General features: G+C 64.3%; 12 protein-coding genes. 8 read left to right on the forward strand and 4 right to left on the reverse strand.

Annotated features, from left to right (window positions below; all coding sequences use genetic code 11):
* Positions 1-165 precede the first annotated feature (165 nt).
* Positions 166-996 (reverse strand): alpha/beta fold hydrolase, encoded by an 831-nt coding sequence (locus PPGU16_RS06490; RefSeq protein ID WP_180722186.1) that lies wholly within the window; start codon positions 994-996, stop codon positions 166-168.
* Positions 997-1,247: 251 nt separating this feature from the next.
* On the opposite strand from PPGU16_RS06490, the gene ligA reads away from it, so the two are divergent.
* Together ligA and def are read left to right on the forward strand one after the other, a co-directional pair.
* Positions 1,248-3,299: an NAD-dependent DNA ligase LigA gene (gene ligA / locus PPGU16_RS06495; protein WP_180722187.1), complete on the forward strand. Its 2,052-nt coding sequence runs from the start codon at positions 1,248-1,250 to the stop codon at positions 3,297-3,299.
* Positions 3,296-3,829, forward strand: a complete 534-nt coding sequence (gene def, locus PPGU16_RS06500) for a peptide deformylase (protein ID WP_007580570.1) — start codon at positions 3,296-3,298, stop codon at positions 3,827-3,829. The genes ligA and def overlap by 4 nt, the downstream gene beginning before the upstream one ends.
* A gap of 81 nt (positions 3,830-3,910) precedes the next feature.
* Here def and PPGU16_RS06505 read toward each other — a convergent pair whose 3' ends face one another.
* The 3 genes from PPGU16_RS06505 to map are packed head-to-tail and all read right to left on the reverse strand — an operon-like array spanning position 3,911 to position 9,496.
* Complete coding sequence (locus PPGU16_RS06505; RefSeq protein WP_180722188.1) at positions 3,911-6,070, reverse strand: pseudouridine synthase; 2,160 nt, start codon at positions 6,068-6,070, stop codon at positions 3,911-3,913.
* A gap of 6 nt (positions 6,071-6,076) precedes the next feature.
* On the reverse strand, positions 6,077-8,656 hold the full coding sequence (locus PPGU16_RS06510) for a [protein-PII] uridylyltransferase (RefSeq protein ID WP_180722189.1): 2,580 nt from the start codon (positions 8,654-8,656) through the stop codon (positions 6,077-6,079).
* Positions 8,657-8,680: 24 nt separating this feature from the next.
* Complete coding sequence (gene map / locus PPGU16_RS06515) at positions 8,681-9,496, reverse strand: type I methionyl aminopeptidase (RefSeq protein ID WP_180722190.1); 816 nt, start codon at positions 9,494-9,496, stop codon at positions 8,681-8,683.
* Positions 9,497-9,954: 458 nt separating this feature from the next.
* On the opposite strand from map, the gene rpsB reads away from it, so the two are divergent.
* The 6 genes from rpsB (at position 9,955) to PPGU16_RS06545 (ending at position 15,061) form a co-directional block, all read left to right on the forward strand.
* Entirely contained in the window at positions 9,955-10,707 is a 753-nt protein-coding gene (rpsB, locus tag PPGU16_RS06520; RefSeq protein WP_180722191.1) for a 30S ribosomal protein S2, read from the forward strand.
* A gap of 190 nt (positions 10,708-10,897) precedes the next feature.
* Positions 10,898-11,779, forward strand: a complete 882-nt coding sequence (tsf, locus tag PPGU16_RS06525) for a translation elongation factor Ts (RefSeq protein WP_180722192.1) — start codon at positions 10,898-10,900, stop codon at positions 11,777-11,779.
* Between the two features lie 242 nt (positions 11,780-12,021).
* Positions 12,022-12,735: a UMP kinase gene (pyrH, locus tag PPGU16_RS06530; RefSeq protein ID WP_007585409.1), complete on the forward strand. Its 714-nt coding sequence runs from the start codon at positions 12,022-12,024 to the stop codon at positions 12,733-12,735.
* 94 nt (positions 12,736-12,829) lie between these two features.
* Positions 12,830-13,390 carry a ribosome recycling factor gene (gene frr, locus PPGU16_RS06535; RefSeq protein WP_180722193.1) on the forward strand — a complete coding sequence of 187 codons (561 nt, stop codon included), beginning with the start codon at positions 12,830-12,832 and terminating at the stop codon, positions 13,388-13,390.
* Between the two features lie 73 nt (positions 13,391-13,463).
* Positions 13,464-14,246: a polyprenyl diphosphate synthase gene (uppS, locus tag PPGU16_RS06540; RefSeq protein WP_180722194.1), complete on the forward strand. Its 783-nt coding sequence runs from the start codon at positions 13,464-13,466 to the stop codon at positions 14,244-14,246.
* Positions 14,240-15,061, forward strand: coding sequence for a phosphatidate cytidylyltransferase (locus tag PPGU16_RS06545; RefSeq protein WP_060601276.1), 822 nt, complete (start codon positions 14,240-14,242; stop codon positions 15,059-15,061). Before uppS ends, PPGU16_RS06545 begins: the two co-directional genes overlap by 7 nt.
* Positions 15,062-15,071 lie beyond the last annotated feature (10 nt).

The raw sequence follows: 15,071 nt of genomic DNA on the forward strand, positions 1-15,071 counted from the left end.
AGTTGCGCGACGAAGCGTCGTCGTAGCCGGACGAACAATCGGATAAACCCAATCGGATAAACCCAATCGGATAAACCGCCTGAGGCACACCGTTGCTTCAGGCGGTTTTCATTTTGGCTTGACGATTCGCGTGGTTGCCGTGCACAACGCACCATGCGAACGGCTTCATCCCACGTCGTCCTGCCACGGCTGACCGCTGATCCACGCCTTGATCGCGGCGACCACCACCTCGTCCCTTCCATAGAACCCGTGATGCGACAACGCCTCGCAGGGCTTGCTGCGCACGTCGCCGCCATGCACGGTGATCAGCGCGTACTGGCCGTTCTCCGCGATGCGTCTTAGCGCCTCGTACGAGCAGAGGAAACAGCCGTCGTCAGCGTGCTGCACGAATAGCTGGCGCGGGCGAATCGTGCCGTAATCGAAGCCGATCAACGGCGTGGCCTGGCCGCGCGCGGGACTGCTGAGCGTCGACGTGTGGACGACGGCGTCCCACACGTCGGGCAACGCACGGCCCACATACGCTGTCGAGATCGTGCCCCGGCTGGTGCCGATCAACACGAGCTTTGCGTGTGGGAAGCGGCTGCGCAGACTGGCCGCGACCTGGGCAAGATCCTGCGCGGAGCGCGGCGACGCGCGGAACGCGTCGGAGTAGCGGCCGGATTCGTCGGACGGGGCATCGACGATTGCCGTCGCAAATTGCGCGTCCACGAATAACTGACGTGAGCGAACCAGGAAGTTGTTCTTCTCGCGCATGCGGATCGTGCCGTCGGGCTGTTGCGAGAGTTCGAGATCGCCCGCGCTACCCGGAAACATCACGAGCACCCAATGCGGCTCGCTGCCGTCCTGCTGCGTGAGCAGATAGGAGATCGAAGCGCCCTGCGCGAGCGGCACGCTGATCACCTGTTCGCTCGCCATCGCGCCTCGCGCATTGAAAACGGCGAGTGCTCCCAGAAGCACGAGCATGCAACGGACGAAACGGACGACGATAGCGGACATGGCGATAGGGTCTCCCAGTCGATGCGTGCCGATGTGGAAGGAAGCACGCGATGAACGGCAGGCGACAAGGTCGCATTGCGAGCCGCGCACTGTCAACGGTTTGCGCGCGAACTGGCCGATCGGCCAGGCTTTGTAGGAATACCTACTGCCTGAGTTTGCATGCGCACGAAACTGGCCATCCGGTCGATGCGACAGAAAGCGCTTCCTGAGATAATCTGACATCCCGTTACCATCCCCGAAACGCCGACAGCATGGCCCGAACCAACGTCCCTGATCCAGCAACCGGCGCCCCCGCCGAGCGCGCGTTGTGGCTGCGCGCCGAACTCGAGCGTGCGAACCACGCGTACTACGTGCTCGACCAGCCGGACTTGCCCGACGCGGAATACGACAAGCTGTTCAAGGAATTGCAGCAGGTCGAAAGCGAGCATCCGGATCTGATCACGCCGGATTCGCCCACGCAGCGGGTCGGCGGCGAAGTGGCGAGCGGCTTTCAGCCCGTCGTGCACGATATGCCGATGCTGTCGCTGAACAACGGTTTTTCGGACGAAGACATCGCTGCTTTCGACAAGCGGGTGTCGGACGCGCTGCACGAGGCGAGCGTCGACTTCGCGTGTGAACTGAAGTTCGACGGCCTGGCCATCTCGCTGCGCTATGTGGACGGCCAGTTCACGCAGGCCTCAACGCGTGGCGACGGCGCGACGGGCGAGGACGTGACGGAGAACGTGCGCACCATCCGCTCGATACCTCTAAAGCTCAAGGGCAAGCGCGTGCCGAAGCTGCTCGACGTGCGCGGCGAAGTGCTGATGTTCAAGCGCGATTTCGACAAGCTGAACCAGCGTCAGCGCGACGCGGAGCAGCGCGAGTTCGCGAACCCGCGCAACGCGGCGGCGGGCAGCTTGCGGCAACTCGATTCGAGGATCACCGCGCAGCGGCCGTTGTCGTTCTTCGCGTACGGGATCGGCGTGCTCGACGGCATCGAGATGCCGGCCACGCACAGCGAGCTGCTCGACTGGTATCACGAGATGGGTTTGCCCGTGAACAGCGAGCGCGCCGTCGTGCAGGGCGCCGAGGGGCTGCTTGGCTTCTTCCGTAAGGTGGGCGAGAAGCGCGACAAGCTGCCTTATGACATCGACGGCGTCGTCTATAAAGTGAACCGCCGCGACCAGCAGGATGCGCTGGGCTTCGTGTCACGCGCGCCGCGCTTTGCGCTCGCGCACAAGTTCCCGGCGCAGGAAGCGTTGACGAAGCTCCTCGCCATCGACGTGCAGGTTGGACGCACGGGCGCGATCACGCCCGTCGCGCGGCTCGAGCCCGTGTTCGTCGGCGGCGCCACCGTGACGAACGCGACGCTGCATAACGAGGACGAAGTGCGTCGCAAGGACATCCGCATCGGCGACACCGTGATCGTGCGGCGTGCCGGCGACGTGATTCCCGAGGTGGTCGGCGCGCTGCTCGACCGGCGTCCGGCCGGCGCGCACGAGTTCGTGATGCCGACGCAATGCCCCGTATGCGGTTCCGCAATCGAACGTCTGCCGGACGAAGCGATCGCGCGCTGCTCGGGCGGCCTGTTCTGTCCGGCGCAGCGCAAGCAGGCGCTGTGGCACTTCGCGCAGCGCCGCGCTCTGGATATCGACGGCTTGGGCGAAAAGATCATCGATCAACTCGTTGAACTGAATCTGGTGCGAACTCCAGCGGATCTCTTCAACCTGGGCTTTGCGACACTCGCCGAACTCGACCGTTTCGCGGAGAAGTCCGCGCAGAACCTCATCGACTCGCTCGAAAAGGCCAAGCACACCACGCTTGCGCGCTTCATCTACGCGCTCGGCATCCGGCATGTCGGCGAATCGACCGCGAAGGATCTCGCAAAGCACTTCGGCTCGCTCACGCCGATCATGGACGCGTCGGTCGAAGAGCTGCTCGAAGTGAACGATGTCGGTCCCATCGTCGCCGAGGCGATCCATCAGTTCTTTGCCGAGGAGCACAACCGAACGGTCATCGAGCAGTTGCGTGCGCCCGGCAAGGTGACATGGACGGAAGGGCCGCCCGCGCCGAAGGCGCCACAGGGCGTGCTGGCGGGCAAGACGGTCGTGCTGACGGGCACGCTGCCCAACATGGGTCGCGACGAAGCGAAGGAGTTGCTGGAGGCGGCCGGCGCGAAGGTGGCCGGTTCGGTGTCGAAGAAGACCGATTACGTGGTGGCGGGTGCCGAAGCGGGCAGCAAGCTCGCAAAGGCCGAGGAACTCGGCATCCCCGTGCTCGACGAAGATGGTATGCGTAAGCTCCTGGAGGGGCAGACAACATGATTCACGAAATCCTCAAGATGGGCGATCCGCGCCTGCTGCGCATCGCCAAGCCGGTCGATCATTTCGACACGCCCGAACTGCACGAACTCGTCCGGGACATGTTCGAGACGATGCATGACGCCAATGGCGCCGGGCTCGCCGCGCCGCAGATCGGCGTCGATCTTCAGGTCGTCATCTTCGGTTTCGGCCATAACGAGCGTTATCCCGACGCGCCTTCCGTGCCGGAAACAGTGCTGATCAATCCGACCATCACGCCCGTTTCGCTGGATACGGAAGAGGGCTGGGAAGGCTGCTTGTCGGTGCCGGGCTTGCGCGGCGCGGTGAGCCGTCTTTCGATGATCCGCTATCACGGCTTCGATCAGTTCGGCAAACCGATCGATCGCGTCGCCGAGGGCTTCCATGCGCGCGTCGTCCAGCACGAGTGCGATCACCTGATCGGCAAGCTGTATCCGATGCGGATCACGGATTTTTCCAAGTTCGGCTTTACCGAGGTGCTGTTTCCTGACCTCGATCCGAAATCGGACGATTGAGTTTCGGACGCTGAAAAAGAAAAAGCCCGCGCTAGCGGGCTTTTTTCATGTCGAGAGGCGTCGATGGACTGACGTCCGATCTCAGAACGACTCGTCCGGACCGAGATAGCGCCACTGTCCGGGCGGCAATGCGCCGAGCATGACGTGACCCATCCGCACGCGCTTGAGGCCCACGACGTGCAGTCCGACCAGTTCGCACATGCGGCGAATCTGGCGCTTCTTGCCTTCGCGCAGCACGAAGCGCAGTTGCTCGCCGTTCTGCCAGCTGACCATCGCGGGTTTGAGCGGCACGCCGTCGAGTTCGAGGCCGTGGCGCAGTTGCGCGAGACTTTCCGGTGGGAAATGGTTCTCGACGTCCGTTTCCACGTCGCCGTACGCGACGCGCACCAGATATTCCTTGTCGATTTCCGAATGGCCGCCGATCAGCTGCTTCGCGACGCGACCGTCCTGCGTGAGCACCAGCAGCCCCGTCGAATCGATATCGAGGCGACCCGCTGGCGCCAGCTGACGCAGATGCGCAACCGAGAAGCGGATGTCCGTGTGGTCGCCGTCCCAATGATTCTCGGGTTTGACGAGCGTGACGGCCGGCTCGTAGCCGTCTTCCGCCTGGCCCGATACGAAGCCGACCGGCTTGTGCACGAGGATCGTCACCAGCTTCATCTGCATGGCCTGCGCGGCGGGATCGATCTGGATATCGGCATCGGGGCGAACCTTCGTGCCGAGCGTATCGATGACGACGCCGTCGACGGTCACCCAGCCTTTTTCGATCCATTCGTCTGCTTCGCGGCGCGAGCACAGGCCTAGCTCGGACATCAGCTTCGACAGGCGCAGATTGCCGGGGGCGTCGTTGAATTCGCCCTCGTCGCGATGGCGCGGGGCGGCCTCCGGGCGAGCCTTGCGCGCCGGTTTCGGGGCAGCGCGGTCGAACTGGGGTGGGCGGTCGAAGCTGTCGTCGAGCGAGCGCGGGTCGCGTTTTGCCTTCGCTGCGCGCGGCGCTGCCTTGGGCGGTGCGTCGTCGGTGCGGTTCGCATAGGCGCTCTTGACGGGCTTTGCGTAGGTGCGTTCGGTGCGGGCTTCCGTGTCGTCGCTGCGGCTACGGCGCGGCGCGCCGTCTGCGGTGCGCGGTGCGCGTGGCGCACTACGGCGTTCTTCACCGTCACGCGGGGTGCGTGGCGCGGGACGTGCATCGCCGTCGCGGGAGAAGCGCGGTGCGCTGCGGCGCTCGTCGCCGTCACGCGGGGCGCGGGGAGCCGGACGTGCATCGCCGTCGCGGGAGAAGCGCGGTGCACTACGGCGTTCGTCACCGTCACGCGGGGTGCGTGGGGCGGGGCGTGCATCGCCGTCGCGGGAGAAGCGCGGTGCACTGCGGCGTTCGTCGCCTTCACGCGGAGCGCGAGGAGCACGGCGCGCGTCGTCGTCACGAGAGAAGCGCGGTGCACTACGCCGTTCGTCACCCTCACGCGGAGCGCGAGGAGCACGGCGCGCATCGTCGTCACGAGAGAAACGCGGCGCACTGCGGCGTTCGTCGCCTTCGCGCGGAGCGCGAGGAGCACGGCGCGCATCGTCGTCACGAGAGAAGCGCGGTGCACTACGCCGTTCGTCACCCTCACGCGGAGCGCGAGGAGCACGGCGCGCATCGTCGTCACGAGAGAAACGCGGCGCACTGCGGCGTTCGTCGCCTTCACGCGGAGCGCGAGGCGCACGGCGCGTATCGTCGTCGCGGGAAAAGCGCGGAGCGCGATCCCCTGCGCCCGCCGAAGCGGCACCACGTGAAGGACGATCCGACGGCGTGCGTCGCTCGGTCCGATCGCCTGCGTCACGACGGAAGCCGCCGCTCGCGGCAGCGCCTTCTTTTCGCGCCGGACGGTCGCCCGCCGGACGTCGTTCGAACGAACCGGAACCGCTCCGTTCGCGCGAACCCGCGCCCGCTGCGCGAGCGGGCCGGTCGCCGGAACGCGGCGACGCGCCGTCACGTGCACCCGCCGATGGTCCGCGCCGCTCGCCCGGGCCGCCCGCCGTCTTGCTCGCAGCGCGCCTCGGTGTTTCCCCGCTAGCTGCCGCGCCTCGGCGCGCAGCGCCTGCGCCCGTGGAACCGGCGCCGCTGCGCGGCCCCGTCGAAGAAGCGCCTTTGGCTGGGGCGGCAGGCCGCGTCGGCTTGCGTGCGTTCGTGCTGCCCGGGCGCACAGGGGTGCGCTCGGACGAGCTCGGCCGCGGATGCTTGGCTGTCAGTTTGACTCGCATGAAATCTCACACTGCGATCGCGCGCAGCAGCTCCGTTTCGACCTGGATTTGTCGTCGGTTGTCAGAGAGGCCGTGTCCATCGAGTAGGAACACGTCCTCGACGCGTTCGCCGAGTGTATTGATCCGCGCCGCATGGACGCCGACCCGGTGCTCGGCCAGCACGCGCGCGATCGAATAAAGAAGGCCCGGCCGGTCGTTGGCCGACACGGACAGGATGTAATACTGGCCGCGCTCGTCGGCCCGCAGGTCGACGCGCGGCGTTACGGGGAACGTGCGCGACAGGCGCGACAGTCGGCCTTTGGACGGGTCCGGCAACAGCGTGCCTTCCGCCCTCAGACGCTCCGCCAGTTCCTGTTCGACGAGGTTGGCGATGTCGCGATAGTGGACGTCCCGCTCGGTATGCGCAACGAGAAAGTTGTCGAGCGCATAGCCGTGTCGGGTGGTGCTCACACGTGCATCGAGCACGGACAGCGAATTGCGGTCGAAATATGCGCAGATGCCCGCGAACAGATCGGGGCGGTCCTTCACGTAGACGAGCACCTGCAGCGCCTCGCCGATGGGCGAGGGTCGCGCGCGCACGATCGGCGTCTCGGTCTCGACGTGGCGATGCAGCACGCGCGTTTGCCAGGCGATGTCGGCGGCGTCGTGGCGCAGGAAGTAGCCGACGTCGAGCTTGTCCCACAGCGCCCGGTGCGCGTTCTCGGGCACCGTTTCGAGCCGCAGCAGCGCGAGTGCTTCTTCCTGACGCTGCTTGAGTTCCGAATGCGCGTCCGGGCGGGCGCCGCCGAGCACGGCAAGCGTCGCGCGGTACAGGTCTTCGAGCAGCTTGCCTTTCCACGTATTCCAGACTTTCGGGCTGGTGCCGCGAATGTCGGCCACCGTCAGCAGATACAGCGCCGTCAGGCGCCGCTCGGTGCCGACCAGATCGGCGAAGCGCTTGATCACTTCCGGGTCGCTCGTGTCCTGCTTCTGCGCGACCTGGCTCATCGTCAGGTGATGCTGGACGAGCCAGACGATCAGCGCCGTGTCGTCGGCGGAAATGTCGTGCTCGCGGCAGAAGCGGCGCGCGTCGGCCATGCCCAGCGTGGAGTGATCGCCGCCACGTCCCTTCGCGATGTCGTGAAAGAGCGCTGCTACGTACAGCACGTACGGCCGCTCGAAATTCACGATCAGCTGGCTGCAGAACGGGTATTCGTGCGCGTGCTCGGCCACTGCGAAGCGCCGCATGTTCCGAAGCACCATCAGAATGTGCTGGTCGACGGTATAGACGTGATACAGATCGTGCTGCATCTGTCCGACGATGCGGCGGAAGTTCAGCAGATAACGCCCCAGCACGCTCGTCTGGTTCATCAGACGCATCGCGTGCGTGACGCCTTGCGGCTGCTTGAGGATTTCCATGAAGAGGCGCCGGTTTTCCGGATCGCGCCGCCAGCGGTGGTCCATTTTGTCGCGCGCGTTGTACAGCGCGCGCAGCGTGCGCGCCGACAAGCCTTTGACGCCGGGCGTCTCTTCGTACAGCAGAAAGGCTTCTAGAATCGCGTTCGGCTCGCGCTCGAAAACGTCGTCGCTGGAGATTTCCAGCATGCCCTGTTTCTCAACGAAACGATCGGACAGAACGCGCGTAATACCGCTTGTGCTAGGAAAAAGCTGCGCTTCGATGTTCTGAATCAGAATGGTCGACAGCTGCGTGACGGCTTTGGCGGCCCAGTAGTAACGGCGCATCAGCTGTTCGCTGGCGCGGCGCGTAGAAGTGGCCTTGAAGCCGAAGCTCTCGGCGAGCGGATTCTGCAGGTCGAACACCAGAATGTCCTGACGACGCCCCGCCAGCACATGCAGACGCGCGCGCAGCGTTTTCAGAAAGCCCTCGTTGCGGCGCAGTTCGCGCGCTTCGCGGTCGGTGATCAGGCCGCGCGCATCCAGTTCGCGCCAGCTGCTGCCGAAGCCGGCAGCCTGGGTAATCCACAGAATCAGCTGAAGGTCGCGCAGGCCGCCCGGACTTTCCTTGACGTTCGGTTCGAGCGCGTAAGGCGTGTCCTGGAATTTCGCGTGACGCTGGCGCATTTCCAGGACTTTCGCCTGAAAGAACGCGCGAGGATCGAGCGCATCGCGATAGCGCAGCGAAAAACTCTCAAACAGCGCCGTGCTGCCGACGATGCGTCGTGCTTCGAGCAGCGAAGTCTGCACGGTGACGTCGTTTGCCGCTTCTTCGATGCATTGCGAGACCGTGCGCACGCTGCTGCCCAGTTCCAGCCCCAGATCCCACGCGAGCCCGATGAAGCGCTCGATGCGCGCTTCGAGATGCACCACGGGCTCGTCCGGCAGCAGCACCAGGATGTCGATGTCGGAGTGGGGTGCGAGTTCGCCGCGCCCGTACCCGCCGACGGCCAGCAGCGCCAGCGACGCGGGCAGCTCGCACGCGGCCCACGCGCCGCGCAGCGCGTCGTCCGTGATGCGCGCGAGCGCGTGCATCAGCGTGTCGACGTTGGTCGCGGTCTTGAAGCGATCGAGCAGCGGGGTCTTGGCCACCTTGTAGTCCGCCTTGAGAGACGTGGCATCGGAAAGGGCGACAGCGTGAACGCTACTCATAGGCGGCGGGTGGCGGGAAGGTGATCAGGCCGTGGTGGCGGCGGCCGCGATTTGCGGGCGAGCGGGCGTGCCGGCGGAAACGGTCAGCACTTCATAGCCCGTCGGCGTGACGAGAATGGTGTGCTCCCATTGCGCGGACAGGCTGCGGTCCTTGGTCTTGACCGTCCACTGGTCGGGCATCGTGCGGATATCGCGGCGGCCGGCGTTGATCATCGGCTCGATCGTGAAGATCATGCCCGCCTGCAGTTCGATGCCCGTGCCGGGGCGACCGTAGTGCAGCACCTGCGGCTCGTCGTGAAAAACCTGGCCGATGCCGTGGCCGCAATATTCGCGCACGACGCTGTAGCCGAGGCCTTCGGCGTGTTTCTGGATCGCGTAGCCGATGTCGCCGAGATGCGCGCCCGGGCGCACTTGTTCGATGCCGAGCCACATGCATTCGTACGTGGCCTGGACGAGGCGCTTCGCCATGATCGACCCTTCGCCGACGATGAACATGCGGCTCGTGTCGCCGTAATAGCCATTCTTGATGACCGTGACGTCGATATTGAGCGCGTCGCCGTTCTTCAGCGCCTTGTCGCCGGGGATGCCGTGACAGATCACGTCGTTCACCGACGTGCAGACGGCTTTCGGGAACGGCGGATAGCCCGGCGGCTGGTAATTCAGCGGCGCCGGAATCGTGCCCTGCACGTTCGTCATGTATTCATGACAAAGGCGGTCGAGTTCACCCGTCGTCACACCGGGTTTGACGAACGGCGTGATGTAGTCGAGCACCTCGCTCGCGAGCCGTCCGGCGATGCGCATCTGCGCGATATCGTCTTCGTTTTTGAGCGTAATAGCCATGAGTCGGGCCTGAAATGCGGTTTATCGTGTAATTATCGCACCTTATTCAGGCGATCGCTGGAAATTGCAGGGCGCGAGGGCTGGCGGGGGCGCCTGCGGCGGGCGTTCCGCGTGGTTCTGCCGGGCGGGCCGAATGGTGCGCGAGCAGGGTACTGCCGGCGCGGAGGTGCAACCGGCCGGCCCACGCGGGAGCTACCGGGCAGGTTGAGTCCTGCAATGCTCGCGTGCTATACTCTTTGGCTAAGTCAATCGCCAGTTTGAATATTCAATGTTCAACTCGGCGGCGGGCTTCTTCGTGAGCGGCGTCAATCAGGTTTCAAGCCAGACTCAGGCGTGGTTCACGAAATTCGCAAGCCGGCGCACCCAGGGTGTTCGCGGCGTCAGGTCTTCCCGAAACGGCGAAGGCGGCGCGGCGGATACGGCAGCCGGCTTAAGACCCAACCCTAGCGGAGATTTTCATGGCAGTTACCATGCGTCAAATGCTGGAAGCCGGTGTCCACTTCGGTCACCAGACTCGCTTCTGGAACCCCAAGATGGCCCCCTTCATTTTCGGCCATCGCAACAAGATTCACATCATCAACCTCGAAAAGACGCTGCCGATGTACAACGACGCGCTGAAGTACGTGCGTCAACTGGCAGCGAACCGCGGCACGATCCTGTTCGTGGGCACGAAGCGTCAATCGCGCGACACGATCGCTGAAGCAGCGCAACGCGCAGGTATGCCGTTCGTCAACGCACGCTGGCTCGGCGGCATGCTGACCAACTTCAAGACGCTGAAGGTTTCGATCAAGCGCCTGAAGGACATGGAAGCAGCGGTCGAGGCAGGCGAGCTCGAGAAGATGAGCAAGAAGGAAGCGCTGCTGTTCGAACGCGAAATCGCCAAGCTGCAAAAGTCGATCGGCGGCGTGAAGGATATGGGCGGCATTCCTGACGCAATCTTCGTCGTCGACGTCGGCTATCACAAGATCGCCGTGACGGAAGCGAACAAGCTGGGCGTGCCCGTCATCGCCGTGGTCGATACGAACCACTCGCCGGAAGGCGTGGATTACGTGATCCCGGGTAACGACGACGCCAGCAAGGCTGTCGCTCTGTACACGCAAGGCGTGGCTGACGCGATCATCGAAGGCCGTGCGAATGCGGTCAACGAAGTCGTGCAAGCTGCCCGCAGCGGTGACGGCGACGAGTTCGTCGAGGTCAACGGGGAAGCGTAAAGCACCCTGTGTCCGGCAAAAAAGGGGGCTCTCTATAGGCCCCCTTTTTTTAAGTCGCGACGATCTGAATGAGCGTGCCGCAACGGGCACGCGGCAGCGCCCGAAATAAATGTGCGCTGCGCGGAAACGAAATCCTGTCGCCGGCATCGAATGCGGGCGGCGTGTGACAGACAGACTCAAGGAGCGAATGATGGCGGCAATTACCGCAAGCATGGTGGCAGAACTGCGCGCGAAGACCGATGCGCCGATGATGGAATGCAAGAAGGCGCTGACGGAAGCCGACGGCGACATGGCGCGTGCGGAAGAACTGCTGCGCGTGAAGCTCGGCAATAAGGCCAGCAAGGCAGCGTCGCGCGTCACGGCTGAAGGCGTGATCGCATCGTTCATCGAAGGCGGCGTTGGTGCAATCGTCGAACTGAACTGCGAAACCGACTTCGTCTCGAAGAACGACGACTTCATCGGCTTCACGAAGCAGGTCGCCGAACTCATCGTCAAGCAGAACCCGGCTGACGTCGCTGCTCTGTCGGCGCTGCCGCTGGACGGCTCGACGGTCGACGCAGTGCGCTCGGCGCTGGTCGGCAAGATCGGCGAAAACCTGTCGATCCGCCGTTTCGCGCGTTTCGAAACGCCGAACAAGCTGGCTGCGTACCTGCACGGCACGCGTATCGGCGTGCTGGTCGAGTACACGGGCGCGGACGAGCAGGTCGGCAAGGACGTCGCCATGCACATCGCGGCCATGAAGCCGGTCTCGCTGTCGTCGGACGACGTTCCGGCGGATCTGATCGCCAAGGAGCGCAGCATCGCCGAGCAGAAGGCCGCTGAATCGGGCAAGCCGGCTGAGATCGTCGCGAAGATGGTCGACGGCTCGGTGCAGAAGTACCTGAAGGAAGTGTCGCTGCTGAACCAGCCGTTCGTGAAGAACGACAAGCAGACGATCGAGCAGATGCTGAAGGCGGCTGGCTCGAGCGTGCAGAAGTTCGCGCTGTTCGTGGTCGGCGAAGGCATCGAGAAGCGTCAGGACGACTTCGCGGCTGAAGTCGCTGCGCAAGTCGCTGCTGCAAAGCAGCAATAAGCGTTATTTAAGTTTCACGCAGTACCGTTTGACCCGCGGCGGAGCTGGACTTCGCCGCGGCCGGCAGCGCCGCTGGGGCTGCGCGCGCGACAGCGCGGCGCACCCGTTCGTTGGCAGGCCTCGATCGATCGTTGAGGCGCGTCAATTTGGCGGCGCTTGCCCGAACCCCTATTTCACCCCTACAGTTAGTTTCTTGTTGTTTGGCGGCTTTTTGCCCTGCTCAGCGCGATCCGGATATCTCTATGCCCACTGCCTATAAACGCGTCCTCCTCAAACTCTCTGGCGAAGCCCTGATGGGCGATGATGCATTCGGCATCAATCGCGCGACGATCGAAAGAATGGTGGCGGACATGGCCGAGGTGGTGCGGCTCGGCACGCAACTGGCGGTGGTGATCGGCGGCGGCAATATCTTTCGTGGCGTGGCAGGCGGCGCAGCGGGCATGGACCGTGCAACGGCGGACTACATGGGCATGCTGGCCACGATGATGAACGCGCTGGCGCTGCAGGACGCCATGCGTCACGCCGGTATCGAGGCGCGCGTGCAGTCGGCGCTGCGCATGGACCAGGTGGTCGAGCCGTACATCCGTCCCCGCGCGATCCGCCAGCTGGAAGAGGGCAAGGTCGTGATTTTCGCGGCCGGCACGGGCAACCCGTTCTTCACGACCGATACGGCAGCTGCGCTGCGCGGTTCGGAAGTGGGCGCCGAAGTGGTGCTGAAGGCGACCAAGGTGGACGGCGTGTACTCGGCCGACCCGAAGAAGGACCCGTCGGCGACGCGCTACACGACGATCAGTTTCGACGAAGCGATCGGCCGCAATCTGCAGGTCATGGACGCGACGGCGTTCGCGCTGTGCCGCGACCAGAAGCTGCCGATCCGCGTGTTTTCGATCGTCAAGCCGGGCGCGCTCAAGCGCATCGTGCAGGGCGAAGACGAAGGCACCCTCGTCCACGTGTAAACTCTCTTTCACGTCTGTGGGCTTGAACGCGGGCTCAGGCTGCGCCTCGCGCGCTTATGGGCCCGCATCGTTTTGAAGGTTCGGAGGTTTAATCATGTCTGTGGCTGACACCAAGAAAAGCGCTGAGCAAAAGATGCAGCGCTCGATCGACGCGTTCAAGAACGATCTGTCGAAGATTCGCACGGGCCGTGCGCACACGGGCCTGCTCGATCACATCCAGGTCGACTACTACGGTTCGCCCGTGCCGATCTCGCAGGTCGCGAACCTGACCCTGATCGATGCACGCACGATCGGCGTGCAACCGTGGGAAAAGAAGATGATCACGGTCGTCGAAAAGGCGATCCGCGAATCGGATCTGGGTCTCAACCCGGCGTCGCAAGGCGACGTGATCCGCGTACCGATGCCTGCGCTGACGGAAGAGCGTCGCCGCGAACTGACGAAGGTCGTCAAGAGCGAAGGCGAAACGGCCAAGGTGGCGGTGCGCAACCTGCGCCGCGACGCGAACGAGGCGCTGAAGAAGCTCGTGAAGGACAAGGAAATTTCGGAAGACGACGAGCGTCGCGGCAGCGACGACATCCAGAAGCTGACGGACAAGTTCGTGGCCGAAATCGATAAGCTCGTGCAAACCAAGGAAGGCGAGATCATGACGGTTTGACGGTCTGGCGCACACCCGACCTCAAGACTTTCACTGATCATCGTTTCTTTCTTTGCAGCTTTACCCGACGGCCATGACCTATACAAGCTCAACCGTTCGCGTACCTGACGTGTCAGCCGTACCGCGTCATATCGCGATCATCATGGACGGCAATGGCCGTTGGGCGACGCAACGCCGCCTGCCGCGCGTGGCGGGCCATACGCGCGGCGTCGACGCCGTGCGCGCAGCCGTCGAGGCGTGCGCGCGCCAGGGCGTCGAATATCTGACGCTGTTCGCATTCAGCTCTGAAAACTGGCGCCGTCCGACCGACGAAGTGTCGTTCCTGATGCGCCTGTTCGTGACCGCGCTCGAGCGCGAGATCGGCAAGTTGCACGCGAACGGCATCCGCCTGCGCGTGGTCGGCGATCTGTCGATGTTCGACAAGAAGATCCAGGATCTGATCACGCGCGCCGAAACCAAGACGGCCCGCAACACGCGTCTCACACTCACCATCGCCGCGAACTACGGCGGCCGCTGGGACATCATGCAGGCGACGCGCAAGCTGGTCGAGCAGTCGGTGGCGGCGGGGCGTCCCGTCGAAGTCAACGAAGATGCCTTCGCCGAGCACCTCGCGATGGCCTACGCGCCCGAGCCGGATCTGTTCATCCGCACGGGCGGCGAGCAGCGCATCAGCAACTTCCTGCTGTGGCAGCTCGCCTACACCGAGTTCTATTTCACCGACACCTACTGGCCGGATTTCGACGCCGACGCGCTCGGCCGTGCCATCGGGTCGTACACGGGGCGCGAGCGGCGCTTCGGACGCACGAGCGCGCAGCTCGAGCCGCAATCGCAAAACGTCGATTCGCTTCCATGCTAAAAACCCGTGTCATCACGGCGATCGTCCTGCTGGCTATTCTTCTGCCCGTCACGCTCTGGGCGCCGATCGGCGGCTTTGGCGCGCTGATCGCGTTCGTCGTCGTATTCGCCGCGTGGGAGTGGGCGCGGCTTCTGAAGCTGCCGGGCGCCGGTCCTGTGATCTATGCAATCGTCGCCGCATTGGCGCTGGTCGCCAGCACCAAGCTCGGCACGGGCGTCACGGCGCCGCGTCCGCTCTTCGAAGCGTCATCAATCTTCTGGATATTCGCCGGCCCGTTCGTGCTGCTGCGCAAGCCGACGCTTTCGCAAGGCGCATGGCGTCCGTTCCTGCTGCTGGCGGGCGTGGTCGTGTTCGCTGCCTGCTGGCATGCGCTCGTCGCGGCTCGGATGGCGGGCGTGCCGTTCGTGCTTTCCCTGCTGCTGGTGGTCTGGTTGGCCGATATCGGCGCATACTTCGCGGGTAAGGCGTTTGGAAAGCACAAACTCGCGCCGTCGATCAGCCCCGGCAAGACCTGGGAAGGCGCGATCGGCGGGTGGCTGGCCGTGATGATCGTCGCGGCTTTGGCCGTCATCACCCATGCCTTTGCCCCGACCCTGTTTTCCGCGCTGCTCGACCATCTGGGCACCGCTCGTGCGTTTGCTACGCTGACGTTGCTGGTCGTGTTCAGCGTGGTGGGCGATCTGTTCGAATCGATGCTCAAGCGCCAGGCCGGCGTGAAGGATTCGAGCAATCTGCTGCCGGGTCACGGCGGCGTGCTCGACCGCATCGACGCTTTGTTGCCGGTGCTGCCGCTTGCGATGCTCGTGTTGTCGTAGCCATCGGCTA

This window comes from Paraburkholderia largidicola (genome assembly GCF_013426895.1).
Taxonomy (GTDB): Bacteria; Pseudomonadota; Gammaproteobacteria; order Burkholderiales; family Burkholderiaceae; genus Paraburkholderia; species Paraburkholderia largidicola.

Coding starts and splice junctions, on each gene's coding strand:
- PPGU16_RS06490 (WP_180722186.1), bottom strand. CDS start 996: ATGTCCGCTATCGTCGTCCGTTTCGTCCGTTGCATGCTCGTGCTTCTG.
- ligA (WP_180722187.1), top strand. CDS start 1,248: ATGGCCCGAACCAACGTCCCTGATCCAGCAACCGGCGCCCCCGCCGAG.
- def (WP_007580570.1), top strand. CDS start 3,296: ATGATTCACGAAATCCTCAAGATGGGCGATCCGCGCCTGCTGCGCATC.
- PPGU16_RS06505 (WP_180722188.1), bottom strand. CDS start 6,070: ATGCGAGTCAAACTGACAGCCAAGCATCCGCGGCCGAGCTCGTCCGAG.
- PPGU16_RS06510 (WP_180722189.1), bottom strand. CDS start 8,656: ATGAGTAGCGTTCACGCTGTCGCCCTTTCCGATGCCACGTCTCTCAAG.
- map (WP_180722190.1), bottom strand. CDS start 9,496: ATGGCTATTACGCTCAAAAACGAAGACGATATCGCGCAGATGCGCATC.
- rpsB (WP_180722191.1), top strand. CDS start 9,955: ATGGCAGTTACCATGCGTCAAATGCTGGAAGCCGGTGTCCACTTCGGT.
- tsf (WP_180722192.1), top strand. CDS start 10,898: ATGGCGGCAATTACCGCAAGCATGGTGGCAGAACTGCGCGCGAAGACC.
- pyrH (WP_007585409.1), top strand. CDS start 12,022: ATGCCCACTGCCTATAAACGCGTCCTCCTCAAACTCTCTGGCGAAGCC.
- frr (WP_180722193.1), top strand. CDS start 12,830: ATGTCTGTGGCTGACACCAAGAAAAGCGCTGAGCAAAAGATGCAGCGC.
- uppS (WP_180722194.1), top strand. CDS start 13,464: ATGACCTATACAAGCTCAACCGTTCGCGTACCTGACGTGTCAGCCGTA.
- PPGU16_RS06545 (WP_060601276.1), top strand. CDS start 14,240: ATGCTAAAAACCCGTGTCATCACGGCGATCGTCCTGCTGGCTATTCTT.